Here is a 26,665-nt window from a genome sequence, read left to right on the forward strand (position 1 = left end):
ATATCAAGCGATAGAATAAAAACGATAAACGACGAGACACAACACATGGAAATCGCACAGTCATTACAACAGATTCAATCTTCATACATTCGAGAGATCCTCGCAGCCGCAAGTGATCCAAATGTCATCTCATTGGCCGGCGGTTTACCGGACGAGAAAACATTCCCAATCGATTTAATGAAGCCAACGCTAGAAAACCTAGCGAACATGCCTGAAGTTTTCCAATACGGCTCTACTGCCGGTTACGGCCCGTTGCTTGACCACCTAACACAAAGCTACCAATTGCCAGAGTCACACACGGTAATGATTTGTACTGGCTCTCAGCAAGGTTTGGATTTGATTGCGCGTGCGTATGTCGATCCAGGTGATGTGGTTGTGATGGAAGCGCCAAGCTACTTAGGTGCGATGCAGGTGTTTGGCCTAGTTCAAGCAAACATTGCGACCGTGTCTCAAACCGAATTTGGGCCGAATCTAGATGAATTGGAAACATGCTTTGCACAGCAAGCGCCAAAAATGTTCTACGCGGTGCCTGATTTTCACAACCCAACCGGTGTGTGCTGGGCAACAGAAACTCGTCAAAAAGTGGCTGAGCTGTGTATCAAATACAACGTGGCATTCATTGAAGATGCGCCATACCGTGAGCTACGTTTCACAGGCACAGAGCTGCCGTTGGTTTCTTCGTTCTGCCCTGATAACTCTATCGTTCTTCGTTCATTCTCTAAGATTGCATCGCCAGGTCTACGTATTGGCGCGGTAACAGGCAAACGCAGCTACCTTGAGCCACTGATCAAAGTGAAGCAAGGCGCGGATTTACACTCAAGTGTACCTATGCAAGCACTGCTTGTTGGTCTTCTAAAACATGAAGACTTCAACGTACACATGGAAAACATTCGCACACTGTACAAGTCTCGTTATGAAGTGTTGTTCTCAGAGCTAAAAAAACAACTGCCTGCAGATTGCGTGTTAAAAGCCGTAGATGGCGGGATGTTCATTTGGGTAGAAATCCCAGAGTGCGATACCTTCGAATTAGCTAAGACTTTGCTATCGAATGGTGTGGCGGTTGTACCAAGCCCAGTATTTTATCCAAAGGCCGATGAAGCAAAAGCCGCACTGCGCTTAAACTTCACTAACGCCAACCCAGAAGAATTAACAAAAGCGGTGAAACGCTTAGCGGAAGTACTTAACCAAGCGTAATCGCTGATTAAGTCAGACAGATTCAATACCAAGGCCCTGATGTATTTTTACAGCAGGGCCTTTTTGGTTTAGGAATACGTGTTGTAATTCGAACCAGATAAAACGGTTTCATTGCATTTCTTAGTCCAAAAGCCACACTAATAACAATGCTAAATAGCCCTACTTTTGGTTGGTTTTTGTCCTTCCTTGGCTTGGTTATACTGCGGCGGATTTTAATAAGCCAATATGGGCAAACCTGAGTAAATCAAACTCAGTATGTATCATAAAAGGCAACCGCTCTGGATTTACGTTCCAGCTCGCAGAAAGGAAAAACCATGTCTCAATATGTTGTATGTGCTCTGTATAAATTCGTTGCACTTGATGATTACCAAGAAATTCGCCAGCCACTAACTGAAGTGCTAGAAGCCAACAAAATTCGCGGTACTTTGCTACTTGCGAGTGAAGGCATCAACGGTACTGTTGCAGGTAAACGCGAATCTATCGATGCACTTCTTCAATGGTTCAAGCAAGACACTCGCTTGGCTGATGTTGTTTACAAAGAATCATTCAACGAAGAACAGCCATTCAACCGTACCAAGGTGAAACTCAAGAAAGAGATCGTAACCATGGGCGTTGAAGGTATCGACCCTCGCCATGTTGTCGGTACTTACGTTAAGCCAAACGAATGGAACGCTCTGATTTCTGATCCAGATGTAATCTTGGTTGATACTCGTAACGACTACGAAGTCGATATCGGTACATTCAAAAATGCTGTAAACCCAAACACAGAAACCTTCCGTGAATTCCCTCAATACGTTGAAGACAACCTTGATCCTAAGAAGCACAAGAAAGTTGCGATGTTCTGTACTGGCGGTATTCGTTGCGAAAAATCAACAGCCTACATGAAAGAGCAAGGCTTTGATGAGGTTTATCACCTTGAAGGCGGCATTCTTAAGTACCTAGAAGAGGTACCTGAAGAAGAGAGTATGTGGGAAGGCGACTGCTACGTATTTGATGGTCGAGTTGCAGTAAACCACCAGCTAGAAAAGAGCGGTTACGATGTGTGTAACGCGTGTCGCCTGCCAATCACTGACGAAGACAAAGCCTCTAAACACTTCGAGAAAGGCGTAAGCTGCCCTAAGTGTATTGATAAGCACAGCGACGAGCAGAAAGCCCGTTTCCGTGAACGTGAAAAGCAAGTTCAACTGTCGAATGCTCGTGGCGAAACCCACGTAGGCGGCGAAGCTGCTCACCTTATCGAGCAACGCAAAAAAGAGAAGCTTGCACACAAAGAGCAGCAACGCTCTGGTAAGAAAGCAAAGTAAACTTTCTGCTTTAAACTCTTATAGTTCTAAACATATAACTATAAATAGTTAGCTATATACATACAAAAGGGCGCAATTTCGAGGATAATCCCACGAGTTTGCGCCCTTTTTTGATCGCTTTACGGCTTTGTGTTTTGAACCACATTTCTTTCGAAAAATTACTTCTATACTGTTAATAATTCGACTAGAGAGGAAGTGCCAATGCTCAATGAAAACCATGCCTTTATCTTAGATTTCCCAGATCTTAAATTAGACATTGTTCAGCTCAACCACGACGACGAAAAATTCAAAGCAGACATGCAGAAATACCACCAACTCGACTACGACATCCGTCAGCTAGAAATCTCTGGCAGCCCTATCGATGACGACAGCATGCACAACCTCAAAGTAGAACGCATGGAGCTAAAAGACTCGCTACACAAACAGCTCACGCGCCACCACGCACTTAAGATCGTATAGAAAAATCAATCCAATACTTTATTCTAAGCCATGCACCACGCATGGCTTTTTGGTTTCATCACTTCGCAAATCTAAGCTAATTCGGCTTCTTCAATTATGTTACTGTTTGCTTATTCAAAGGCGTTTGATAAGGAAGCGGTAAAAGTGGCAATGAAAGAAGAGAATATACAACTCCAGCTCGTTTCAAATTCTGAATTCGAAGAACTGTTTGCGTGTGTTAAACAAGGTATCTTCATACACGTAGATAGCGTTTTCGGCTGGGATGACGACTTTCAACGTCAACGACTTTTAAACGAATACCATCCATCTTGGTTTCATTGGGTATATCGCGAAAATAAAAGAGTGGGGCTCGCCTGCTTTAAACCTTATGACAACGCATACCATATTCATTTGCTGATCATTTTCCCCCAGTACCAAGGTCGTTCGCTTGGCAAGCAAGTCATGACTCTCATACATAAAAAAGCTATGGCAGAGCAACTTAGTCAAGTCACTCTATCGAGTTTTAAAAGTAATGCTCGTGCTATTAACTTTTATCAATCGCTTGGCTATCACGTTGTTGATGAAGGAGATGATGATTTTGTGGGGATGGAGCTCAATCTATACCACAAACACCATCTCTAATTAAACGCCCTAGCCACTCGCCCATTACTGCTCAGTACATAATGACCAATATAAGCTGGGATAAATACCGATTGCCCTTTGGTGAGTGTTAGGTGTTCACCTTTCTGACTCATTAACGTTAAATCATCATCTATCGCCATTAAAATTTCAGCACCGCTTGTGATCACTTCTTCTTGCTGAGGGCGATGAAAGATATTGAAATCAAAATCACTGACAGGAATATCATAACTATCACATTGACCCAGTTTTGAGGGCGCTAACAACAAGCGTTCAAACGGGATCGGTTTGAACTCTGTACAGGCAACCAACTCGGCGACATCAATGTGCTTTGGCGTTAAACCTGCTCGCAAAACGTTGTCTGAATTTGCCATGATCTCGAGCCCAGTTCCCTTAATGTAAGCATGCGGAGTATTCGCATTCAAATACATCGCTTCACCCGGGTTCAATGTGATCAAGTTAAGAAGCAGAACACAAAATAGACCAATATCGTTTGGATACTGATGACTAAGCTCAATAACCAAAGCAAACTCCGCTTGGTCTTGATGAGCAGCCGCGTAAGTCAGAAGTTGCTCTAATGCTTGATGTTTACGTTGTTCATTCAACGTTAATAAATCACGGAAAAACGCCTCTAAACCTAGAGAATCAAGGTGGTTGCCAAACTCTTCAACTAAACCAGCCAGCTCGCTCGAATTCAACTTTCTGAACAACCCTAATATTTCATCGAATTCTCGAAAGCCATTCATTGCTTGATATTCAGTGATCGCGTAAACCAATTCAGGTTTGTGGTTAGAGTCTTTGTAATTACGATGTCCTGCGGTCAGAGGAATGCTTGCTTGCTCTTCTCTCGCAAAGCCAATTTCGGCTTGACGCTTGTTTGGATGAACCTGAACCGATAGTGCCTTTTCTGCTGCCAAGATCTTAAACAAGAACGGCAATTCACCGAACTCCTGCGCAATATCGCTTGATAGATAGGCCGGTTTATTCTTGTTAATCAGCTCAGAGAGAGGCACCAAGTGCTGGTCAAGCTTAACCATTGAGCAACCTTTTGGATGCGCTCCCATCCAAACTTCCGCTTGCGGCTCTTGTGACTCATTCTGAAAGCCAAACAGTTCACGTATCGAAGAAATGCTCCCCCATGCATAATTTTGGATGGTGTTTTCCATTGGGAAAAATGAGTGTTCTGAGAAGTGGCTGAGTGACATGGCGTTTTCCGTAGTGAGCCCTTTGAACACAATTCAGAGAGCTGATTTCTAATAACGTAAATAATTAGAAAGACTACAGAGAGCAGCTAGAACCCACATGAGATGAGGTCTTAGACGCAATAGGAAAAATTCTTAGAAACAGGTGAGATCGATGAAAAGCGTGAAAAGAGTCACATTTGAATATTACGTGTAGAAAGCGCTGAGAATAAGATAGCGGCTTGTATCGCACTGGTTGCAATAGCGAAGCAAGCAACAATACAAACACCAGCGACTATCTTGTTATCGGGAAGAGTCCTTAAAAACCAGAGCGAACCTCTGCACTTTTCTGAGGTGATTGAGCTTGTAGGAAAGGCAGTAGCAGCAAGCCAATAACGGCCGCACAAGTCGAGATGGTAATGAAGAATCCACTCCAGCCATAAGTTTCTAGAACGAGCGCTAATGGGTAACCAGAAAGTGCTGCACCCATGTAAGCAAACAAGCCAACAAAACCTGTCGCCGCCCCAGCAGAGTCTTTGTGCGAGCATTCTGCCGCCGCCATGCCAATAAGCATTTGAGGACCAAAAACAAAAAAGCCTACACAAAACAGCCCAGCCGCTTGAAACACAAAGTTGGTTAAAGGCATCAACCACAATGCAGAAACTGAAAGAAATATGCCGATGGCAAACAAAATATTCATTGGACCGCGGTTGCCACCAAACAACCTATCCGATCCCCACCCAGCAACAAGTGAACCAACAAAACCTCCTATCTCGAACAGAGACAAGGCAGCGTTGGCGTTGATCAAACTGTAATCGTGTTCTTCGGTGAGGTATAAATTGCCCCAGTCGTTAACTGCCGTTCTTACGATGTAAACCAACACATAACTAAAGGCGAGCAACCAAATGTACTTATTGCTGAACACATAGGTTTTCAGGATCTCTCGATAGCTTAACCCTTGCCCATGGCTCTCTTGCGCTAATTCCAGGTGATCACTGCGCCACTTCCCTACCGTCGGAAGTCCCATGGTGGTGGGCTTGTCACGTAAGCGCCAGCAGACAATAAGACCGATAAAAACACCAATCACACCCGGCCAGATAAACCCAGCTCGCCAACTGAACTGCAGCGTTAGATAACCCACAAGAATAGGGATAAGCGCTCCACCAACGTTGTGCGCTGTATTCCAGATTGCCCAGCGAAAGCCTCTTTCGGAGCGAGAATACCAAGTCGTCAATAACTTGGAACACGATGGCCAGCCCCAACCTTGGAACCATGCATTCAGTACCCATAGCGAGATAAAAGCCGCTAACGAACTCGAAAAGCCAAACGCGATGTTTATCAGACCAGTCGCGATTAGGCCAAGCCCCATGAAGTAACGAGGGTTCGACCGATCCGATATCGTGCCTGAGATAAATTTCGATAAGCCATAAGAAAGATAAAAGAGCGTGCCAATTAAGCCGATATCGCCTTTGTCCAAACCTAGATCGGTGATCATTGCAGGCGCGGCGTAATTAAAGGTTTTACGAGTGAAGTAAAAACCCGCATAGCCGACATACATTCCTATCATGATGTGAAGGCGCCAATAGCGATAACTCTGATTGACCTCATCATCAGTTAGAGCATCACTCTCTGACGTTGTTGAGCGCAGAAATCCAAACATATTCGTTCTCACACTTTAGGTAATGTAACGCTGATATTGGTACCCGAAGATGAGCCATTAGCGTTGATTGTCATCTTGCCGCCGAGCGCCTGAACACGCTCTTGCATACCACGAACACCCATTCCTTTGAGAAGATCTTGCGCTGTAAAACCAATGCCATTATCTGTGATCTGAAGGTAAGCCTGGTCACCTAAAAGCAGTTCAATTCTGATTTCGCTCGCGTTGGCGTATTTAGAGGCATTGTTTAGAGATTCTTGGCACAGCCTGAAGATAGTGACCTTAAGCGTGTCACTCAAACACGAGTAATCACCTTGCCAATTTAACTGAATATCAACGCCGTGATCCGAAAACTCCATCTCTCGAATAAGCTGTTCCACGGAATCTTTTAGGTCCAGATCGTCCAGCATCTTAGGTCTTAATTTTGTAAGTAGACGTTTGGTGGTGTCATAAACATTCAAAGATAATGATTCAATGGTACCCGCACAGCGAACGCTCATCTCAGCCGCGTCGACACGTTTAATAATGCTTGCCTGAGTACGAATTGCCGTGATGTTTTGGCCGATTTCATCATGCAGTTCACGCGCAATATCACGACGAACCGACTCTTCAGCGGTAACTAACTGACGTGAAAGGTTTTGATTTCTGGAGAGTTCACTTCGCAATTTGGAGTTGAGATCTTTCTGCTTTTGAACCGCTAAACCAAGCAGTATACCTGTGATGGTTTGAGCAGATAGAGACAAGAGTAAGTCGGTAATTTCGAGTTTGGATGTTCCGCTGTGGGCTGCAATCAACGCGACACTATTTAACATTGTTGCAAGCAGAGCACCTTGCCATCCATAACGAACGGCCAGCAAGATAATAGGGATCGCCATACAGAACGGGGCAAAGCGCCTTAGCTCATCAGGCAAACTGGTTTGTATCAGAATACTGGCGACCAACAACACGCTATATAAAGCAATATGACGGATTTTGAACTCAACGACATTATTGATTAAGTAAGAGCTCAATGGTGCCCACTTGTTTTGGAATAGATAGTTCCAGACCAGATAACACATCGGCACCAGCATCAGTCCGCCAGTAATACTCACCAACCACACCATGTAAACAGCAGAAACATGAGAACCCACCACGGCAACGTTAATAAATGCTGTGACCATGATTAAGCTCGCCATCACTAACAAGTGACGATTCTGGTCACCAGAATAATAACGCTTGGCAATTAGCGTGGCAGGAATACTCAATCCACTGGCGATGAGTATCGTCAGCCATTGGGGTTCATCAAGCAGCAGAGCTAAAGCGATCGCAAGTCCCCACTCTGCAATATAGATGGCAGGCCAATAGTGGGTACGAGTGTGCAGCGTCATTCCCAGTCGAAGTGAAAACGGGAAAAGCAGAATGGCTAACTCAGGGTCATTAATAAAATAGAAGGCAATAACCCACAAACAGAACCATGCACAACCAGCCATAAAAACCCCACACAGGGAGGTGGCTAGGTAAGAACGCATTAATACTGGTCTTGTGTAAACAATTTAGCTAACTCGACGTTGTTCTTAACATTGAGTTTGTCCATAGCATTGGCTCGATGTACATGCACCGTTTTATGGCTAACCCCTAGCTCTACGGCGATAGATTTTACATCGAGCCCTGTTGCCAATAACTGGCACACTTCGCTTTCTCTGCGGGTGAGCTGATTTAAAGTGGCTTTGTTCTTCATGGGTGTCGCAAGCTTTATGGCGATATCGGGCGTGAGATAACAGCCACCATTTGCGCTCGTGTGTACGGCTTGAATTAACTCATCAGGGCTACAGCGCTTGCTGAGATAACCTTTGGCTCCTAACTCTAATGACTTCTCAACCATCGCCGGAGAGTCATGAACGCTCAACATGATGCTGGCAATGCCAGATGGAATCTCTTCCAATAAGCTCAGGCCACTTTCATCTTGCATTGAGATATCCAAGATCACGACATCAGGGTGACAGCTTGGCAATCCTAGGCGCGCTTCTGCCGCAGAGTTAAATTCACCCACGACCGTAATATCAGTTTCAAGACTGAGTAATTGAGCAAAGCCCGAACGAACAATGACGTGGTCATCAACAAGCGCAACATTAATCATGATATTAACCAGAATTAAGAGTAAGAAAGAAAAATAGCCCCGACAGGAGCTATTTAATATTAAGTTTATTGATAGAGATGATACTGAATCGAACTAGCGATTGGTATGATCTCACGTGCTTTAATCAAATAAAGCACGTGATAATAATTACGCGTTTTGAGCCGCTAGGTGCATCTTCTTCGCGTGACGAATTTTCTTCTCTTCCGCAACCGCAACGAATAGCAGTAACACGATACAAATGGCAGCTGACGTATCAAGCGCTGCGAACGTGCCTTTCCAACCCGTTAAGCCAAAAATAGGTGTGCCGTCTGCAATCATACCTAGGCCAAGTTTGGCAAAGCTGTCACCAATTAGGTAAGCAAATGTACCTTTCACGCCATCCGCAACACTGATTGCTTTCTTAGGCACGAAACCTACTGCAGCAACACCAATCAGCAACTGAGGACCAAATACTAGGAAACCAAGCACAAACAGTGATGCTAGGTACATGAACTCACTGGTTGCATGCTGGTAGAACTCTAGCGAAACGATAATCAGGCCAAGCGATACACAAGCAACCAAAGCACGGCGTCCGTTCGCAAGGTCTGACAGATAACCCCACATTAACGTACCGACCAGTGCACCAACCTCAAACAGAGTGAAGCCTGAAATCGCGGTTTCTTTTGATAGACCTAGCTCTTGATACGCATAAACGGTAGACCATTGATCGATACCGATACGAACAATGTATAAGAAGATATTCGCGAAGCAGAGCAACCAGATCACTTTGTTTTTCAGGATGTATTCAACAAAGATCTCTTTCTTAGTCATTTGATTTTCTTCAGCAGCCGTATCTTCTTCGCTGACTTCTTCATCAAACAACTCTTCAACCGTACCTAGACCATAGGCTTCTGGAGAGTCATTACCAAAGCGCATACCAATAAAGCCAACCACAATCGCAATGATTGATGGGAACACGAACATACCGATCACGTTGCCATCAAATAGGTAGTTAGCTCCAAACAGAGCAACACCAGCGGCACCTGCGCCACCCACGTTGTGCGACATATTCCAAAGGCCTAAATAAGAACCACGCTTGTTACGAGGCGTCCATTTAGTGATGGTCGAGTAGCTTGAAGGACCGCCGGTACTTTGGAAGAAACCACTCAACGCATAGAAGGCAACCATCAAGAATAAGCTAGCACTGCCACCGCCCATACTGAAGCTGAAGCCCAACATAGCGATACCAGAAAGGACAAGCATGAATGGCAGGAACTGCTTGGTGTTTTTACCATCGGCATAATAGGAAACGACGGTTTTACCGATACCGTAAGTGATAGAGAAACCCAGACCGATAAGACCTAGATCCGTCATCGATAATCCATAAGTAGAAATCATGTCGTTTTGCGCGACATTGAAGTTCTTACGGATCAAATACATGGTTAGATAACCAATGAACACGACGAGGTAAGATTGTAGGAATGGTTTAAACCACATTTTTCTTCTAGTTTCGACCGGAAGATCCAGCGTCGGTTTTCGAACCTGATCTAGGAACTTTAACATTGTGAACTCTCTTATTTTTTGTGAGGTCTGCACGGCATAATTGCGGCCATACATTGTTTGTTAGTTGACCGTGAAATAATAAGGAGTCTAAAAATCGACCGCATGAGAGAGGGTCTTAGAATAACTAGGAAAAATTCTTAGTTCAGAATTGGGAGTCAAGAAAGCGTGAACAGCATCACTTTGTTTACGGTCTGTTATGGATTGATATTACGATAACAAAAGTCACTCATTTCAGGGCTGACGAACCTTGTAAATAAACAGAAACGAGTGGATTACTTCACTAAAAAAACACCAGTATCGGTTCATCACCATAAAACTCCATGGTCATGGTGTGTCCGATACTGGTTCAGCATTCATTCTGATTAAAATAGATTCAATAGGCTTGTTACGTTTCGCGTGAATCGTACTACAGTCGCTTGCCGCTACCGTCTTCCCACATTACTTCACATTCATCTTTGATGGCAGCTTTTAATAATTCAACCAGTGGGAACGCTCGACTACCGATATTAACAGGCGCTTCAACCACCTCTTCTTCATTGTCGTCATCAGTATTTTCATGCTCTACGGACTTGCTCTGCTCTGCTGCAATAGCAGCACGTAGATTATCCAGAGCTTGAGGAACCTCTGAAGCATCCATAGCACCTGGGATGGAGCCGCTATGCCCAAGCATCTTGATGAACTGGAGGCCGACTTCACCAAACATCGTGACACTAGCATGAGCTTTACAACTAAAGGTAATTAACATAATGAGCCTTTCTTAATTTTGGTCGTTTACAAACTATGTGGAGTAACTCTCTGGAAAGCAAGTAGATAAACATCAAACAACGGTTACAAGTTTGATGCTTAAATCTAATCTTCTAGAGATGACCAGCACCATCGGTGATATACATCACTATTTGGAATTGATTGAACAGCCTTTCATATGAAACCTTGATAGTAGTCACACTAAATAGACATCTAAGCCTCTGCATAGCTTGTTATTTAATCTACTATTAACACCATTATCAAAAACTTTGGCACAGATCACATGAAAAGGCTCGTCGGCAGGCACCTAGAAGAAATGGCGGACATACGATCCACCCGCAAGCAAAAAATTGTCCACTCCTTTTCACTGACTGCCGCTGCGTTATTCATTTTCTACACTTGGGCTTACTTCCAAGGCCAACATTACACACTGTCGGTTTTCGAATTGTGTTTTGCACTGATCGCTATCTCCAATGCATTTTACGTAAGAAAAGTCATTAACCCTGAATATTCCGAATTGATCCTGAGCGGTGTTTTACTGGTTCAAGGGGTCATCCTATTTTTGTACAGTCACGCCATTCCTGACCGAATTCTTTGGCTCTACCCTATTCTGGCGGCGGTGATTTTTATCAATGACTTCAGAATTGGAATCATCTTTAGCACCTCATTTTGTTTGTTTATCAGCACCTTGATTACGGCAATGCCCAATAACTTTTCTCTGCCATTTAACAGCACACATCGGTTTATTCTTAGCCTGTTTACTATGAGCTTGGTGTGTCACACATCCGCTTATTACTACACAAAAGCCGTCAGTTATATCCAACGCCTTTATAAAGAAGGCATTGAAGATCTCGCCTACAGAGACCAACTTACCGGATTGGCCAACCGTTGGAGCTTTGAGCGCTGGGCTGTAGAAAAGCTTGCGACAGTGGATAGTGAGCGATCACTTACGGCATTGGTCTTTTTGGATATAGATGACTTTAAAGGCATTAACGACAGCTACGGGCACGATGTGGGAGACAGTGTCTTACAGCATTTTGCCAATCGCTTGAGCAACAACATTCGAACCAGAGACAGAAAAAGCCATGAATACGATTATTCCATCGCGCGCTTTGCTGGAGACGAGTTTGTTCTGATGCTCTACGATGTGCCAACTCGTAAAGATCTAGACGGCATTCTAGATAGGATCTGCGGGCTGTTCGAAAGCGGCTGCCAAACAAACGAGAGAATCAAGGAATTGACGTTAAGTGTTGGGGTTGCTTTGTATCCGCAAGATGCCCAAGAATTACATGAGCTGACGAGATGTGCTGATAAAGCGATGTATGTTGCCAAGCATTCAGGAAAAAACCGATATGCTTATTATCACGACAACCCAGTATCGACCCTGATAGAAGAACTACCAACGAGCCTTGTTAGCTCAGCACCGGATTCATCTGAACTTGAAGATTGCTTTGAAGCGAAGATCGAAGGGAACAATGTTACGCTATTAAAAACGCGCCAACGCTAGCCATTCCTATAACGGAGCGGCGCTGCTAACCTGCAAGGTACATAAGCCAAAGACTCACTAACCCGATCATAATAATCCATATGACTTGACGTGTTCGGTTTGGGTTATTCCCTTTAGGTCGCCTCACCACGGTTTTAAAAGCGGCTTGCTTAGCTGACTGAATAAACGGTGCTTCAATCTCACGTTTTTTGACGCGGCGTTTAACCGCGCTGTTTGCAACTTCTGTAAAACGCTGACTTTGCTCCGTTGTAAAGTCGTTATCAAAACCCATCCGACCATGCCTTTCGCCATGTTTTTGCTGAACTGCCATAGCGGCCTCCTTGGCGGTCTACTCTCTATTCAAGTATAGACATAATTTCATATTGTTACCTGTTCAAGATTTTCGAATAAGTCACTCAACGCTGTGCCATCTTCTTTTTCAATCAAATTACATAAACTACAGCTATTCAAGTATATGAGGGTTTCAAAATGACGAATGTAAGAGCAGTAGATCATGTGATTGCAGCGCATGCCACCTCAGACGGTGATGGTGTCAAAATCCAACGACTCACGGGTTTTAATAACACGCGCTTCTCTCCATTTTTGATGATTGATGAACTTAAATCGGATGAAAGCAAAGACTATGTTGGCGGCTTTCCTCCACATCCTCACCGTGGGATAGAAACGCTCACTTACATGCTCCAAGGTCACTTCCAACACAAAGACCATATGGGGAATGTTGGAGAGCTACGCAGCGGTGGCGCTCAATGGATGGCCGCAGGCCGTGGTGTCATTCACAGCGAAATGCCAATGATGGAAGAAGGTGCGCTGCATGGTTTTCAGATTTGGATAAACCAACCTGCGACACACAAAATGCAGCCAGCTCAGTATCACGATTTCCAAAGTGAAAGCATCGCGGAGCATCAAAGTGAACAAAGTGGTTTGTTAAGAGTGATTGCCGGAGGGTTTGAACTGCACAACCAAACTGACAAGGATTCAGAGGCTTTACGAGCGCAGGGTCCATTACAGAAAACAGGTGTGCCATTAAGCGTTGCGGATTGGCGCTCTCATTCTGGGCAAAAAGTCACGTTAGGGACTAATGTTAATCACAATGCCATGACTTACGTGTACCGAGGCAGTATTAAGATCGGCGACAAAGTCATCAACCAAGGTCAACTTGCCCAACTCACCAAAGCTGACTTGCTGTCTTTGGGTAGCTTAGAAGATTCAGGGGTACTGATTTTTTCTGGTGAACCGATTAATGAACCTGTTGTGCACTATGGTCCGTTTGTCATGAACTCGATGGAAGAGATTGAACAAACAATTCAAGACTACAACAACGGTGTGTTTGAGACTTACTGATGTCTTGGCTTTGAGTTGAGCTTTGAAGATTGAAGATTGAAGATTGAAGATACTTTGCAACGAACAACGATTTGGTCATCCATTTGATGACTACAAAAACAAGTGACACTATCCACTGCCGGTTACTATCACTTATTTAACCACGCTCCTAGAGCGTGGTTTTTTTCTATTAAATCAGAGACAAACGATGCCTGATTGAACAAATTTAGACCTGATTACAAGTACTCACATAGGTAAGCAGTCGCTTCTTTTACCTGTAGGTCGAATGAAGAGTCACCCGCAACGTCAAAAGACTCACCAGATTGGTATGTCGTCCAGTCATCATCACCAACACGCTTTACAATCAAAGCACCTTTAACAACGGTCATCTTTTCTGGAGCCGCAGTACCGAACGTGTACTCACCAGCCGCCATTACACCAACACTCACATCAGCACCAGACTGGTTAAACGCTAACGACTTAACGCCGCCTTCAAAGTATGTGTTTTCTTTAATCATTGTACTTCCTTGTTATCTTCAAATTGCAATTATTGAGCTCACCGAGTAAGCCTATGCGTAAATTTAGGTGATAATTGTTTTAACCAATTCGAGACTTTCCTACAAGAAATAAATACGCATAGCTTAAGCATTTCTGGAGTTCGCTTTCATTGATAGCGTAAATACTGAGGAGCAAGGCTAAAAACCACTAACGCAACCACATTTATTAGAACATTCGATCCTGCTTCTAACTCTTAGAACAATTTTTGCAAACTAAGGTTTTAATTAATAGAATCTAAAACAATATCAGTCGAAAAATGAAGAGATAATGGCAAAAAAGCCGACTAAAAGCAGAGATCTATTTGCCAACTCGTTACTCTACGGCTTCCTATTAGCTGGCTTTATGGTTGCCCTCACCGCCGGCTATTTTGCTTACCAAGCCCACCAGCAATCTGTCAGCCCAAGCAACGTCTATGGCACATGGATAGAGATTGCGGCGCCACCTTACAACACCGACATCCTGACACTTTCAGAAAACGGTGTGATGATGAATCATCGTCTTATCACTACCTCATTCGATTTTGACGGGAAGATCGTCACGATCAACACTGGCTCTGGAACCACCGTTTACACCATCAGTGGTACTTACGATTCGCCTCGCTTAAAGCGATTAGAGCCAAGCGTACCATCTCAGCAATTTATTAAAGAAGGCTACGAAGATACTGCGACTGGTGATACCCATAGTGTCATGCAACAACGACGCGCTTCCTTAGCTGAGCAATTCAAAAGATAACCCTCTTATCCATACTGCCATAAGCATTCGTCTTCAAGTTTACCCGTCGATCGCCCCCGCTCGCTCAACATACTTCACTTTGTGATTCAGCTTCAATCCACAGTATTTTCTTATAGTTTGTCGCACCTTTTCATAACTTCATGTCGTGAATTTTCACTTGTGAGATTTTCCTACTGAAGTATGTTTTATTTTATAAAACATGGACTCAGCCTCTCATTCATTAAGCAACAGAATTGTAACAAGATACAATTTTTTAGTTGTCCATCGAAAACGGATTTATTTTCAGTTATGAAATTAAAACTCCCTCGAATACTGACTGGGAAGCTCCTTCAAAACTGATTGGAGCCGTTTATGGGGCCATTGGGTTCTCGTAATCTTCAAGGAATGAGAGAAATAGTATGATTCGTATAAATACCTGTGCTGCAAGCATTGCTCTAGCGCTATCTGGTACAGCATTAGCTGCTCCAACAGCACCTAGCATCGACATGTACGGTTCCAACAACCTGCAATTTTCTAAAATTGAACTCGCGATGGAAACCACCTCTGGCTACAACCAGATGGTGAAATATCACGACCAAGCGAAGGTCGACGTTAAGTTCAACCAATGGAGCGGAACGTCAGGAAACACGTACAACATCTACTTTGATGGCGTTAAAGTGGCCACCGGCCCAATCACTGGCAGCCAAACCACAGCTTCATTCGAATATGGCCAAGGCGGCTTATTTGAGATGGAAATCGAAGCGTGTGATGAAACAGGTTGTAGCAAGAGCGCACCTGCTCAAATCACGATCGCTGATACCGATGGCTCACACTTAGCGCCACTTGCGATGAATGTGGATCCGAACAACAAGTCATACAACACAGATCCAAATACGGTAGTCGGTACTTACTTTGTAGAGTGGGGTATTTACGGCCGTGATTACACCGTTGATAACCTACCCGCTGACAACTTAACCCATATCCTTTATGGCTTCATCCCAATTTGTGGTCCGAACGAATCAGTTAAATCAGTAGGCGGTAACAGCTACAACGCACTCATGACAGCTTGTCAGGGTGTTAACGATTACGAAGTGGTGATTCATGACCCTTGGGCGGCTTTCCAGAAAAGCTTCCCTCAAGCGGGACACGAATACAGCTCACCGATCAAGGGTAACTACGCAATGATGATGGCGCTCAAACAGCGTAATCCTGATTTGAAGATCATCCCATCGATTGGTGGCTGGACGCTGTCTGACCCGTTCTTTGATTTCACAACTAAAGCCAACCGTGACACCTTTGTAGCGTCTGTTAAGAAATTCCTTAACACATGGAAATTCTACGACGGTGTGGATATCGATTGGGAATTCCCTGGTGGTGGCGGTGCTGCTCCAGACCTTGGTGATCCTGTAAATGACGGCCCAGCTTACATTGCACTGATGGCAGAACTTCGCGTGATGCTAGATGAGCTAGAAGCGGAAAACGGTCGTACTTACGAGCTCACTTCTGCGATCGGTGTTGGTCACGATAAGATTGAAGACGTGAACTACGGCGATGCTATCCAATACATGGATTACATCTTCGCAATGACTTACGACTTCTACGGCGGTTGGAACAACGTGTTAGGTCACCAAACAGCACTAAACTGCGGTAACTTCATGCGTCCTGGTCAATGTGATGGCACAGGCCTTGATGAAAATGGCGAACAATACACAGGCCCAGCTTACACCACAGACAACGGCATCCAACTGTTGCTTGAGCAAGGTGTTCCAGCGAACAAGCTTGTGGTTGGTACAGCGATGTACGGTCGTGGTTGGGAAGGCGTATTACCATCATCACTCACCGATCCGAGCGACCCTATGACAGGCGTTGGTAACGGCAAACTGAAAGGCAGCTCTGCGCAAGGCGTATGGGAAGATGGCGTTATTGATTACAAAGGCATTAAAGCAAACATGCTTGGCGCGAATAACCAAGGCATCAACGGCTTCGAATATGGCTATGACGAAATGGCAGAAGCGCCTTACGTTTGGAACCGCACTTCAGGTCAGCTAATCACATTTGATGATGATCGCTCTGTAAAAGCAAAAGGCGCGTACGTTCGTAGCCTTGGCCTTGCGGGTCTATTCTCTTGGGAAATTGATGCAGATAACGGCGACATCCTGAATGCAATGCATGAAGGCCTAGCGGGCGGTACAACTGATCCTGTCAACCGCAAACCAACGGCAGCTGCAGGTACAGACCAATCGGTTGAAGGCCCAGCTTCTGTTTCTCTAGATGGCAGCGCTTCAAAAGACAGCGACGGTACAATCGCGAGCTACGCTTGGTCTCAAGTCGGCGGTACAGCAGTAACACTGGCGAACGCTAATGCTGCGGTTGCGAGCTTCGATGTTGTTGAAGTCGCTCAGCAAGAAACACTAACCTTCAGCCTAACGGTAACGGACAACGAAGGTGCTACTTCTACTGACACCGTTGTTGTAACAGTAAGCCCTAAAGATACAGGCCCAGTAAACACAGCACCAGTAGCAGTGGTTACGGCTCCGGCTGAAGTGAATGCAGGTGATGTAGTCGTGGTTGATGCTTCGGCTTCAAGCGATTCAGACCAAGACACATTGACCTTCACGTGGGATGTACCTGCTGGTATCGATGCAACGGTTCAAGGTGCTTCAGTGAGCTTTGTCGCGGCGGAATACACGCAAGATACAACGCTGAACTTCTCTGTAACGGTCAGCGATGGCACAGAGACATCGGTAGCAGCTACTTCAGTGAAAGTTCTTAAGAAAACCACAGGCGGCGGTACGTGTACTAACGCTTGGGATTCAAGCGCGGTTTACACTGGTGGCGACCAAGTGACTCAAGGCGGTAAGATTTGGGAAGCGAAATGGTGGACAACCGGTGAAGATCCAACAACGACAGGCCAATGGGGCGTGTGGAAAGAGATTGGTCCTGCAAGCTGTTAACTAAAAATAGGGTTGAGCTAAACACCAACTAAGCATCAACTAAATCCCTAAAACAAAGGCCAACCAGATAATGTCTGGTTGGCCTTTTTAGTGTTTGTTTTCTTAACCTGCGTTTTACTGGCTTGATTAGTTAAAGTTAACCAATCAAGTTATCAAAGCTCTCAAATACTTGTGGGCACTTCATTACTCGCCCGTGGCCCTGTCCTTGAGTCGCAATTAAAGTAACGCGACCCATTTCATTAGCAGCACGCTGAGACACATCAAACTTAGTAAACTTGTCTTGCTCATCATGAACGATGATCGTTTGAGACTCACGAAGCGCTAACTTTCCATAGGGATCAACAGACTGAATTGGATAGTTAAACTGCTCTTCTACTTCTCCGACTACCGCTTCAAACAGTTTCATTGAGTAACCAGAACGTGCGACGCTGCCAAATAGGTTTTCTAGATAATCCAGTACAGGTGCAATCAGCAATAGTGGCTTGTTTTCCAATTTAACGTGCTTACATTCCAACGCAGAAGCGGTACCCATACTGTGACCGACCAAACCTGCCACTTCCCCCACCGAATCTAGAACAGCTTCCAAACCATTCACAAACGCTGGGATATGACCATGTACGCCATCACTGCCACCATGAGCAGGATGATCGTAAGCCAAGGCCGTAAAACCATTAGCAGCAATATGCTCCATCAGAGGGAAAAACTGACTCGCGGTGCCAGACCAACCATGGGTCAGCACCCAAACGGGGCCCGTACCCAGAGAGTATGTCTTCAATACACCGTCACGACCTTTGATTTCACTTTTAATCAAACCTTTTGGATCGGCATTCTTTTGCTCGGTACGCATCGGAGTGAGCAGCAGTTTACGTGCCGTTTTCTTTGCGTGGCTCGGCGCTAAAATGTAGTGCAGATTGGTTGTAGCGCCAATCAAGCTACGCTTGAAGCTGAATTTGTTCGATGTATTGAAATAGATTTTGTCACTCATGACCGTTCCTTGTATCGCCATCATTCTTGGCGGATCGAGCTCGGCCCTAAAAATCGAACGACCGTGCTATTTGTTGATATAAAAAATGGCGCTACTGCGATTTATCATCGCTTACCACCACTTCTCTAAAATTTTGTTGTAAACCTTACCTCAGCAAGACTCACATGATTTGCGAGTTAACCTGCTGTATGTATTAAACCGCTTTCCAACTGGCTACCAAGCGCTCTACACCACTCCAAAAATGAGTGTGGCTGGCTTGTTGGCCTCGTAATGAGTAGAACAAGTTCGCACTTAAGTAGAGACCGTACAACTCGAAGGTTGCCTGTTTCGGGTCTAAATCGGCTCTGAATTGTTTACTCTCAACCGCTTTTGCTACCTGAATCGTCAAGTAGTCAATCCACACTGAAATGGTTTTCTGCAGTGCCTTCTGAATCACAGAGGTTTCGCTGCCTGCATCTTTCCAAGCGTCAATAAACATGCAGCTGCCTTGGAACGAATGGTTCCAGCCCAGCCAGTTATCGAGCAGTTGTTTCAGCTTGGCTTCAATATCACCGTCGCCCAACTCTCTCGCCGGAATGATGACTCTTTCAGTGAATATGGCGTTGGAATATTCGAGTACAGAGAGTTGCAGGTTCTCTTTAGAGTTGAAGTGCGCAAACAATCCACTCTTAGACATACCACACTGCTTGGCTAATTCGCCAATCGTCAAACTCTCAAGACCATTCTCACTCGCAAGTGCAAATGCATGGCTCAAAATATACTCTTTGGTTATCTTTCCTTTGCTCATTATTCACCAATAATAAATCTGATGCTTTATTTTTAGCACGTTCGTACTTTTTTTCAACTTTTTTACTTAACCCTTGGTATTCATTTTGTATTATCAAAGAATTGTGGAAAAATGCGACAGTATTCAAAGGAAATTGAAATCGACTAACAAAGGAAAAAGAATGAACACACTTTGGGAACAGTTTGCGTTTTCGGCGTCAGTAACAGGCCCTATCTGTTTAATGCTGTTTCTTGGTGTGATGCTCAAGCGAATCGGCTTAATCAATGACAATTTCATTGATGTCGCATCTAAGGTGGTATTTCAAGTCACCCTGCCCGCGATGCTATTTCTGAGTATTGTTCAATCGAATCACAACTTTTCAGCCAGTAGCGCGTTAGTTGCGTTTGGCGTCATCGCTAACTTTGTCTTTTTCTTGTTCACGATTTTCTCAACCAAATTAGTATTTAAAGGTTCGAAAGATCAAGGTGTGATTGTCCAAGGTGGATTCCGCGCCAATACCGCGATCATCGGCCTCGCCTATGTGGCTAATATCTATGGCAACCAAGGCGTGGCATTGGCGGCTATCTATGTCGCATCTCTAACCGTGTTGTATAACATTCAAGCCGTGATTGCACTGACACCCAAAGGCGAAGACACTGGTGCGAAAGCGATTAAAGTGATCGCTAAGTCGATTACCAAGAACCCATTGATCATCGCTATTTTCTTAGCGGTCGTCTTCTATGCGCTTTCGATTCCTATCCCAAAAATGGTCACTGATGCTGGTCAGTACTTTGCCAACATGACGTTACCTTTGGCACTGCTGTGTACCGGTGGGTCGCTGGACATCAGCTCGCTCAAACAAGAAAAGTTATCGACGTGGTTCGCCTCTAGCTACAAGTTAATTGCCTCACCGTTACTGATTACACTGGCGGCTGGGTACTTAGGATTTGAAGGGCTCGATCTCGGGCTTATCTTCTTGATGAGCGCAGCACCAACAGCAGCGGCAAGCTACGTTATGGCTCGTGCGATGGGAGGAAACTCAACACTGGCGGCTAACATCATCGCGCTTACTACTGTTGTTTCTCTTATCACTTGTACTCTCGGTATTTTTGTACTTACTGCAATGGATTTAATATAGCTGCGACAGGCTTCAAATAATCAATACAAGCCTTAAAACAAAGGTCGCAACCCTTGATTTAGCGCTAACTGATTCAATAAAAAGGCTGTTAGATTCTACGAAAATTTTCTTAGAGATCTGATATGTCTTCCGTTCAACATACGCCTTCACAACACATCGTCAGTATTGAGTTGGGTCGAGTGATTGCTATCTTGGCGATCATTGGCTTACATGGCCAAGTGGCACTTACTTATTGGCAAATCGATGAAGTGCCTTGGATTGGCTATGTGCTTAACCAAGCCGCTCGCTTCGCTGTGCCTCTTTTCTTCCTTATCTCAGGTTATCTGATTCAACCTAAGCTCACTGCCTTACCTTGGACAACCGTGGTCAACTACTCGAAACCACTGCTTAAGGTTTGGGTGGTTTGGAGCATCATTTGCCTAGTCATGCCATTCAACCTCGCGAAGGTGGAAGAGTTCGGTTACTTAGGCGAACGCCAAGACTATTGGGGCTTTTTAATGAACACCCCGCTCAACTCTTTCTTAGAGGGTGGATTGGTTCATTTATGGTTTATTCCCGCTCTGGTTTGTGCCGTTTTGATCATCGCTTTGATAGTCGAAATGAAACTCGAAAAACTACTATTACCAACGGCAATTGCACTTTACGTCTATGGTGTTTTAGCGGGCAGCTACGCGAACTTGACCGAACTCTGCGCACCTTTCTTTACTCGTAACGGCCCGTTCTTTAGCACGTTAATGGTGACCTTAGGTTTCCTCATTCGTCAGAATCAATGGAAGGTGTCATCCGCTAAAGCGCTGGCGTTATTAGCGTTAGGCATGTTGATTCACTTTGCTGAGGCGGCGTGGCTCACCACGTTCGACGTCGGATTCAACATGAATGATTTCTTGTTTGGTACGGCACTATGGGGAATGGGCGTATTTATGTGGCTTTTGGCTAATCCAAACATCGGCGACTATGCGTGGGTTCGCGCGATCTCGAATCGTATGTTAGGCATCTACGTTTGCCATTTGCTGATCATTATCGTGCTGTTCAATGTCTGTGGAGTCTTAGGCATTACGGAATTGACAAAAGACGTTACGGTATTTTTTGGCACCGTATTGTTGAGCTTCGGGTTGGTTGTTGGAATCGAAAAAACACCACTGCGACGTGTGCTGCTTCGTTAGTGTTTGTGCCTAACATCATCAGCTAAATCAGTTTTAAAGAGTCACAAAAAATAAAGGCAAGATAACGGATTATCTTGCCTTTATTTCATCATGTCAGTAATGAGACTGTGTCACTCGCTGGAGTGTTATCGGAACGCCATTGCGCCCTTGCCAACACCTTCATAAGCGACGATTTGTAGTGATTGGTTCTCTGCTAGGCTCGGTTCAACTTGATCCGCGATATAGCCAGCAAGTAATTCCACCGTGGTATCTGTCGGTAAAATTTCCGTCTCACTCTTAGCAATCGCTAGCTCAAATTCGCCTTGTGGCGCGGTGTAGCGGAAGCCATAGTGACTTTCATCATTAACACTGTTCGCGTTTTCACTCAGGTTAAGTGATGAAACTGAAACTTGGTCTTCTTTAGAACCTAAATAAATGTCTTCCCAACGCTGAGCAAATGCTTGTTCACGTTGCCCGTCACGCTGACCATCGACCACGATTTCTACTGGAGAACGGTGACCATGCGCGATGCGTTGGCAGTTGCCATCATGCTTTTTTAAACCATGGGTGTAGTGGTAGAACGCGCCATTAATGTTCTCATGACGTAGGGTGATCTCTAACCCTGTGACGTTACTTGGTAGGTTATCGCGAAGAATATTGTAAACGTGTGCGGTCACACTCTCGATGGTGATCGCTTCTGCATCAATGAGGCAATATGCTTCATCAGGGCAATGTAGATGAAGACTCTTGTCACCACGCAACACATCAACCTTAGAGTAGCCCGCTTTGCTCGCTTGAAGAACAATTGCAGCGCTCTGCATTGGCAGCAGCAAACGGTGATCAACATGCTCATCGACAAGCTGTTTGATCTGCTTTTTGACCTTGCTAAAATCCAGCACCATGCTCATTTCATTAAGTTCACCAGACATGGTGACATCTAAAATCCAACTATCTCCTACGACCCCTCTGTGTTCACAGATGTATGAAGAATCGATAACGGTAAGGTCTCTTACAAATAGGTTCAAGTTGAACTCCTTAATACTTTAATGAGATACGGGAGGCTGAATAATGCTCAGCAGGCACTTCGTCTCATTGATGTCTGATAAAATAGGACGGGCAGGATGTTACAACGAGCTAATAAAGTCCACCTTTTTACACCGTCATTCGAGAAATGAACAAACTACGCTCAATTTCCGCTAAAACATAGGCCAGCCTGATGCCAATAGCCATATCTTGGGTAAGGTTGCCGAGCGTTTCACGATACATTTTGCTTTAGCCAAAGGCGCGGTGACACCCCAGCAACATGCTGAAAAGCGCGCGAAAATCCCGAATAGCTGCTGTAACCCACTTCATCAGCGACCCAATTGATCGGCTTATTTTGCAATAACAGAGATTGAGCAACAGAGACTCGCCACTTTTGCACATAATCTCCCGGCGTTTCACCCACTTCCCGTTTGAACGCTTCAATAAACTGAGTACGAGACATCGCGGCCAGTGACGCCATTTCGGCAAATAAACAATGCAGGGCTGTGACAGTTGCCTGTACTCCGTGTGCGCACTAGACAAGGTCAACTCACCCGCGCTCAATACATGAAGATGCCCTTCTTTACCCTGCTGCGGCTTAAATGACGACACTCCGCACAAATTGCCAGAATAGAAAACACCGGTACGTATCGAGAAGTGTTCCATTAGTTGTGAAAGCAGATCCATGCATCCTCCGAACGATTCGCTTACTTTTAAGTTCTTTTGTCCCTCTATAGACCGGACGAGTGGGCTAAATTACTTCAAACAAGATAACCAACACTGACAAGGAACTTGATATGTCACACATGAAATCGACCAGTCAAAAAATCACTCTATTGGCCGCGTTACTAGGAACCAGCTTTTCACTGATGGCAGCAGACATCGACATGAGCGTTGATAGCAATGACATCGCGATCAAAGGCTATGACCCAGTGGCTTACTTTACTGATGCTGGTGCCGTTCAAGGTTCATCAGAATTCACTGCTACTTATAAGAACGCTATTTATCAGTTCGCAAACAGTGACAACCGAGATCAGTTCCGCACCAATCCTGAAGCTTATGCGCCTCAATACGGTGGCTATTGTGCCTTTGGTGTGGCTATGGGTAAGAAATTTGAGACCGACCCTAACGCATGGAAAGTCGAAGATGGAAAGCTGTATCTGAACTTAGACAAATCAGTACAAAAACGATGGTTGGAAGATACGCAAGAGTTCATCCAAGACGCCAACAGCAACTGGACGACGATCAAAACCGTAGAAGCCTATAAGCTTTAGTCTATAAGCTTTAACCTACAAGCTTTAGCTTAGTAACTTTAACCTTTATCCATTGCCCATTAATAAAAACGGAAGCGACCGAACGCTTCCGTTTTCATTTCGACGTTCCAAATCTTAATAAGCCTCCAGCTATTGGTATCACCACAATAAATGGCGATGCGCTGCTCAAATCAGGAAAACCCGTCAGCCTTTAGCACGAATCAAACCCATTTCTATTCTATACTCCTAGAAGATAAGCTTTTCTTTTTATGGAAGAATAATGATATTACCTAGGATTTTTGCACTTGGGCTCTGCGCCTTATCAACACTGACTTATGCAGCTCCATGGCAGTTCGTCAAAAGTGAAAACGGCATCATCATTGATAAGAGACCTCACAGTGAAGGCTTAGTAGAGATACGAGCACAAATGCAAACGCCCACCACTTACTCCGGTTTTTTACTGTTGCTGGAAGACAGCGAGAACGTGCCAAACTGGATAGACAATGTGTCGCAAAGCCGTGTCTTGATGCAGATATCTGAGGCAGAAAACATCGTCTATACCCAATTCAAAGCGCCTTGGCCTGCTAGAGATCGCGATATGGTGACCTACTCAAAATACAGCATTGAGGATGAGCAGTTTGTCTTGTCGATTAAAGATGCCTCTAACTATTTGGCGAAAGAGTCGGGGTATATTCGAATTTACGATGTGGACGCACTTTGGACGCTGCAACCGCTGACTAATGGCAATACTTACATCACCTACACCGCATATGCGAACGCAGGTGGCATCTTGCCCAATTGGTTGATGAATAAGTTATCGATAAGCAGTGCGCTGAGCACGTTTAAGGGGCTGAAAGAACAGCTACCAAAATACCAAGGCCAGCAGCACCCCAACCTGCCAAGTGAGTCTCGTTAGCGGTACAAGTAAATAGGTCAATAAGGTTAAAGACTAAGGTCTTCTTGCTAGGTCGCGAGCTAAGATAAGCGCTAAGCCAAACACCTGAAGAAACAGGGCGATGTTCTTATAGAAAGCCATTTTCTCATCAAGCCTTTGGATTAACTCAACCAAGGTCAGGTTATCCAAATAGTAGTCATCAATTCGGGTTCGTTGCGATTCTTGGGCATTGTTTATCAGCATCATAAGCTTAGGTAAGTTAGCCAACGAGATGGCTGGCACCTCGTCACTCACCCAACTCCGAAGTTGTCCGCGAAGCGCTTCATCAAGAACAGTGGCAGGTTGAGCGATTTCTGGGGATAGCTTATCAAGGTGAATCAGAATCGCTTCACGCTTGCGCTCTAAGGTTTCGATCGTATTCCAGGACAGTTGTATAGAGTACACATTACCGTATTTACGATCGTTGTATTCCGATTTCTCCGCTTCAATTTTGTCCAACACCAAGCTCGACATGACAATCGCCATGATGTTGAGTATTAGCCCTGCAAGGACAATCGCCCAAGCAGGAGGAAGGCGCAATGCCATAATGCTCCCTAGAACATTTTATCAAAAGGTAGGTAAGCCAAGTTTAGGACAATCAAAGAGATCATGCAGATAAGCGTTAACACCATACCCACTTTTCTGCCTTTGAAATTTTTCGCTAAGATCCCTTTAGCATGAATCACTCGTCCCAGAATAAACGCTACACCAATGACATGAATAAGCCACACACCAGCCCCATTCATCTCTAGCAACCCCATCAAAATCACCGTGATTGGGATGTAATCCATCGCGTTACTTTGTGCCGAACGTGCTATCTGTAACGACTCAACACCGCCATCGGCATGAGCAACAAGATTGATTCGTCTTTGCTTAATAACTTCAATCGCCAACCAAATCATTACTACCGTCAGCAGAGCTGCGTAAAGTGCTGTAACCATCATATTTCCCTATTGTTTTGTCTTAACTCAGTGTTCTTTTCTATCTTTTCGACATTAACCGCCAAGATAAAATGATAATCACGCCCGAGCACTTGTAAGAGATCTCTCACACCGAACGTAAGAGATCACAATCAAGCTTCGCAGAAAATTCCTAAAATACAAACCCAACCCCTTGTTTTGTATGAATCCACGCATATTTCTTTCAGTTAGTGAGTACATTTATTTCTTGAGGTGGATTGTGAGTAAAGCCTCTGCAGTGTTTAATACACATGTCGACAGGGAGTTGGCAGGAACAGGAAAAAGCCTAACGGATTAGGTATCTTCAGGATGAAGATTTGATGACTTAGGATGAGTTATCAGCAAGGAAGTTTTGCTCTAGGATAGAGTCGCTTGTCAGGATGATGAGTTAGCAAGGACACCGCTAGGAAGGCGATGAATTGGATAGGTTAAAGGATTTAGCCACGTCAAGGAACGATGCAGGGAGCACCAGTTACCTATTGAAAGATAAGTAACGCGCAGTAGCAGGATGGCTACGAAAAGAATAGACCCCGTTTGGTGAAAGCCAAACGGGGTTTCCTTTTTTGTAACGTCTAAAAGCTGTTCGCAGCTAACCGTTCA

At 44.7% G+C, this 26,665-nt stretch carries 25 protein-coding genes and 1 pseudogene; 12 read left to right on the top strand and 14 right to left on the bottom strand.

The annotated features are described in order from the left end of the window. Positions 1–45 precede the first annotated feature (45 nt). The 4 genes from AB6E54_RS04810 (at position 46) to AB6E54_RS04825 (ending at position 3,578) form a co-directional block, all read left to right on the top strand. Entirely contained in the window at positions 46–1,194 is a 1,149-nt protein-coding gene (locus tag AB6E54_RS04810) for a PLP-dependent aminotransferase family protein (RefSeq protein ID WP_372106733.1), read from the top strand. Between the two features lie 314 nt (positions 1,195–1,508). Continuing rightward, complete coding sequence (locus AB6E54_RS04815; protein WP_372106731.1) at positions 1,509–2,498, top strand: rhodanese-related sulfurtransferase; 990 nt, start codon at positions 1,509–1,511, stop codon at positions 2,496–2,498. Positions 2,499–2,699: 201 nt separating this feature from the next. Continuing rightward, positions 2,700–2,957: a YdcH family protein gene (locus tag AB6E54_RS04820; protein ID WP_009846137.1), complete on the top strand. Its 258-nt coding sequence runs from the start codon at positions 2,700–2,702 to the stop codon at positions 2,955–2,957. Positions 2,958–3,053: 96 nt separating this feature from the next. After that, positions 3,054–3,578 (top strand): GNAT family N-acetyltransferase, encoded by a 525-nt coding sequence (locus AB6E54_RS04825; protein ID WP_372106729.1) that lies wholly within the window; start codon positions 3,054–3,056, stop codon positions 3,576–3,578. Here the strand turns inward: AB6E54_RS04825 and manA are convergent. From manA to AB6E54_RS04855, 6 genes are all read right to left on the bottom strand, one after another. Continuing rightward, entirely contained in the window at positions 3,575–4,780 is a 1,206-nt protein-coding gene (manA, locus tag AB6E54_RS04830; protein ID WP_102428140.1) for a mannose-6-phosphate isomerase, class I, read from the bottom strand. The two genes, AB6E54_RS04825 and manA, sit on opposite strands and share 4 nt — an antisense overlap. A gap of 295 nt (positions 4,781–5,075) precedes the next feature. Then, complete coding sequence (locus AB6E54_RS04835; RefSeq protein WP_136977837.1) at positions 5,076–6,416, bottom strand: MFS transporter; 1,341 nt, start codon at positions 6,414–6,416, stop codon at positions 5,076–5,078. A gap of 8 nt (positions 6,417–6,424) precedes the next feature. Further along, the gene (gene uhpB / locus AB6E54_RS04840; RefSeq protein WP_372100715.1) at positions 6,425–7,921 is read right to left on the bottom strand and encodes a signal transduction histidine-protein kinase/phosphatase UhpB; all 1,497 of its coding nucleotides are present in this window, start codon (positions 7,919–7,921) and stop codon (positions 6,425–6,427) included. Beyond that, positions 7,921–8,529, bottom strand: coding sequence for a transcriptional regulator UhpA (gene uhpA / locus AB6E54_RS04845; RefSeq protein ID WP_372106727.1), 609 nt, complete (start codon positions 8,527–8,529; stop codon positions 7,921–7,923). The genes uhpB and uhpA overlap by 1 nt, the downstream gene beginning before the upstream one ends. A gap of 147 nt (positions 8,530–8,676) precedes the next feature. Beyond that, a complete protein-coding gene (gene uhpT, locus AB6E54_RS04850) occupies positions 8,677–10,071 on the bottom strand; it encodes a hexose-6-phosphate:phosphate antiporter (RefSeq protein ID WP_102398465.1) in 1,395 nt (464 codons plus the stop codon). Positions 10,072–10,477: 406 nt separating this feature from the next. Next, positions 10,478–10,816 (bottom strand): DUF1840 domain-containing protein, encoded by a 339-nt coding sequence (locus tag AB6E54_RS04855; RefSeq protein WP_017061543.1) that lies wholly within the window; start codon positions 10,814–10,816, stop codon positions 10,478–10,480. 315 nt (positions 10,817–11,131) lie between these two features. Here AB6E54_RS04855 and AB6E54_RS04860 point away from each other — a divergent pair, with 315 nt between their 5' ends. Then, positions 11,132–12,322, top strand: a complete 1,191-nt coding sequence (locus tag AB6E54_RS04860; RefSeq protein WP_017065061.1) for a GGDEF domain-containing protein — start codon at positions 11,132–11,134, stop codon at positions 12,320–12,322. A gap of 25 nt (positions 12,323–12,347) precedes the next feature. Here the strand turns inward: AB6E54_RS04860 and AB6E54_RS04865 are convergent, their stop codons facing one another. Next, the gene (locus AB6E54_RS04865) at positions 12,348–12,632 is read right to left on the bottom strand and encodes a hypothetical protein (protein WP_048614058.1); all 285 of its coding nucleotides are present in this window, start codon (positions 12,630–12,632) and stop codon (positions 12,348–12,350) included. Between the two features lie 158 nt (positions 12,633–12,790). Between AB6E54_RS04865 and AB6E54_RS04870 the strand changes: the two genes are divergently transcribed. After that, a complete protein-coding gene (locus AB6E54_RS04870) occupies positions 12,791–13,663 on the top strand; it encodes a pirin family protein (RefSeq protein ID WP_372106726.1) in 873 nt (290 codons plus the stop codon). Between the two features lie 215 nt (positions 13,664–13,878). Here AB6E54_RS04870 and AB6E54_RS04875 read toward each other — a convergent pair whose 3' ends face one another. Then, entirely contained in the window at positions 13,879–14,160 is a 282-nt protein-coding gene (locus AB6E54_RS04875) for a pyrimidine/purine nucleoside phosphorylase (RefSeq protein ID WP_017057600.1), read from the bottom strand. A gap of 307 nt (positions 14,161–14,467) precedes the next feature. On the opposite strand from AB6E54_RS04875, the gene AB6E54_RS04880 reads away from it, so the two are divergent. Further along, entirely contained in the window at positions 14,468–14,932 is a 465-nt protein-coding gene (locus AB6E54_RS04880) for a DUF2850 domain-containing protein (protein ID WP_017065063.1), read from the top strand. A gap of 398 nt (positions 14,933–15,330) precedes the next feature. After that, positions 15,331–17,865, top strand: a complete 2,535-nt coding sequence (locus AB6E54_RS04885) for a glycosyl hydrolase family 18 protein (protein ID WP_372106724.1) — start codon at positions 15,331–15,333, stop codon at positions 17,863–17,865. Between the two features lie 136 nt (positions 17,866–18,001). Here AB6E54_RS04885 and AB6E54_RS04890 read toward each other — a convergent pair whose 3' ends face one another. Both AB6E54_RS04890 and AB6E54_RS04895 read right to left on the bottom strand, forming a co-directional pair. After that, on the bottom strand, positions 18,002–18,850 hold the full coding sequence (locus AB6E54_RS04890; RefSeq protein WP_017067239.1) for an alpha/beta hydrolase: 849 nt from the start codon (positions 18,848–18,850) through the stop codon (positions 18,002–18,004). Between the two features lie 193 nt (positions 18,851–19,043). Beyond that, entirely contained in the window at positions 19,044–19,637 is a 594-nt protein-coding gene (locus AB6E54_RS04895; RefSeq protein WP_004732750.1) for a TetR/AcrR family transcriptional regulator, read from the bottom strand. A 160-nt stretch (positions 19,638–19,797) separates the two neighbouring features. Between AB6E54_RS04895 and AB6E54_RS04900 the strand changes: the two genes are divergently transcribed. Then, entirely contained in the window at positions 19,798–20,754 is a 957-nt protein-coding gene (locus AB6E54_RS04900; protein ID WP_048610304.1) for an AEC family transporter, read from the top strand. Positions 20,755–20,876: 122 nt separating this feature from the next. Continuing rightward, entirely contained in the window at positions 20,877–21,917 is a 1,041-nt protein-coding gene (locus tag AB6E54_RS04905) for an acyltransferase (RefSeq protein ID WP_372106723.1), read from the top strand. Between the two features lie 125 nt (positions 21,918–22,042). Here AB6E54_RS04905 and AB6E54_RS04910 read toward each other — a convergent pair whose 3' ends face one another. Both AB6E54_RS04910 and AB6E54_RS04915 read right to left on the bottom strand, forming a co-directional pair. Beyond that, positions 22,043–22,921, bottom strand: coding sequence for a 6-carboxytetrahydropterin synthase (locus AB6E54_RS04910; protein ID WP_104216219.1), 879 nt, complete (start codon positions 22,919–22,921; stop codon positions 22,043–22,045). A 230-nt stretch (positions 22,922–23,151) separates the two neighbouring features. After that, positions 23,152–23,606, bottom strand: a pseudogene (locus tag AB6E54_RS04915) (AraC family transcriptional regulator). 110 nt (positions 23,607–23,716) lie between these two features. Here AB6E54_RS04915 and AB6E54_RS04920 point away from each other — a divergent pair. Next, entirely contained in the window at positions 23,717–24,193 is a 477-nt protein-coding gene (locus AB6E54_RS04920; RefSeq protein ID WP_017077045.1) for a YHS domain-containing (seleno)protein, read from the top strand. A 259-nt stretch (positions 24,194–24,452) separates the two neighbouring features. Next, a complete protein-coding gene (locus AB6E54_RS04925) occupies positions 24,453–25,088 on the top strand; it encodes an START domain-containing protein (RefSeq protein WP_108202315.1) in 636 nt (211 codons plus the stop codon). Positions 25,089–25,121: 33 nt separating this feature from the next. Here AB6E54_RS04925 and AB6E54_RS04930 read toward each other — a convergent pair whose 3' ends face one another. Together AB6E54_RS04930 and AB6E54_RS04935 are read right to left on the bottom strand one after the other, a co-directional pair. Further along, positions 25,122–25,652: a hypothetical protein gene (locus AB6E54_RS04930; protein ID WP_054541961.1), complete on the bottom strand. Its 531-nt coding sequence runs from the start codon at positions 25,650–25,652 to the stop codon at positions 25,122–25,124. A gap of 8 nt (positions 25,653–25,660) precedes the next feature. Continuing rightward, entirely contained in the window at positions 25,661–26,047 is a 387-nt protein-coding gene (locus AB6E54_RS04935) for an MAPEG family protein (RefSeq protein WP_004732742.1), read from the bottom strand. Positions 26,048–26,665: the final 618 nt, after the last annotated feature.

The organism is Vibrio sp. 10N.247.311.49 (assembly GCF_041467655.1).
Taxonomy (GTDB): Bacteria; Pseudomonadota; Gammaproteobacteria; order Enterobacterales; family Vibrionaceae; genus Vibrio; species Vibrio crassostreae_C.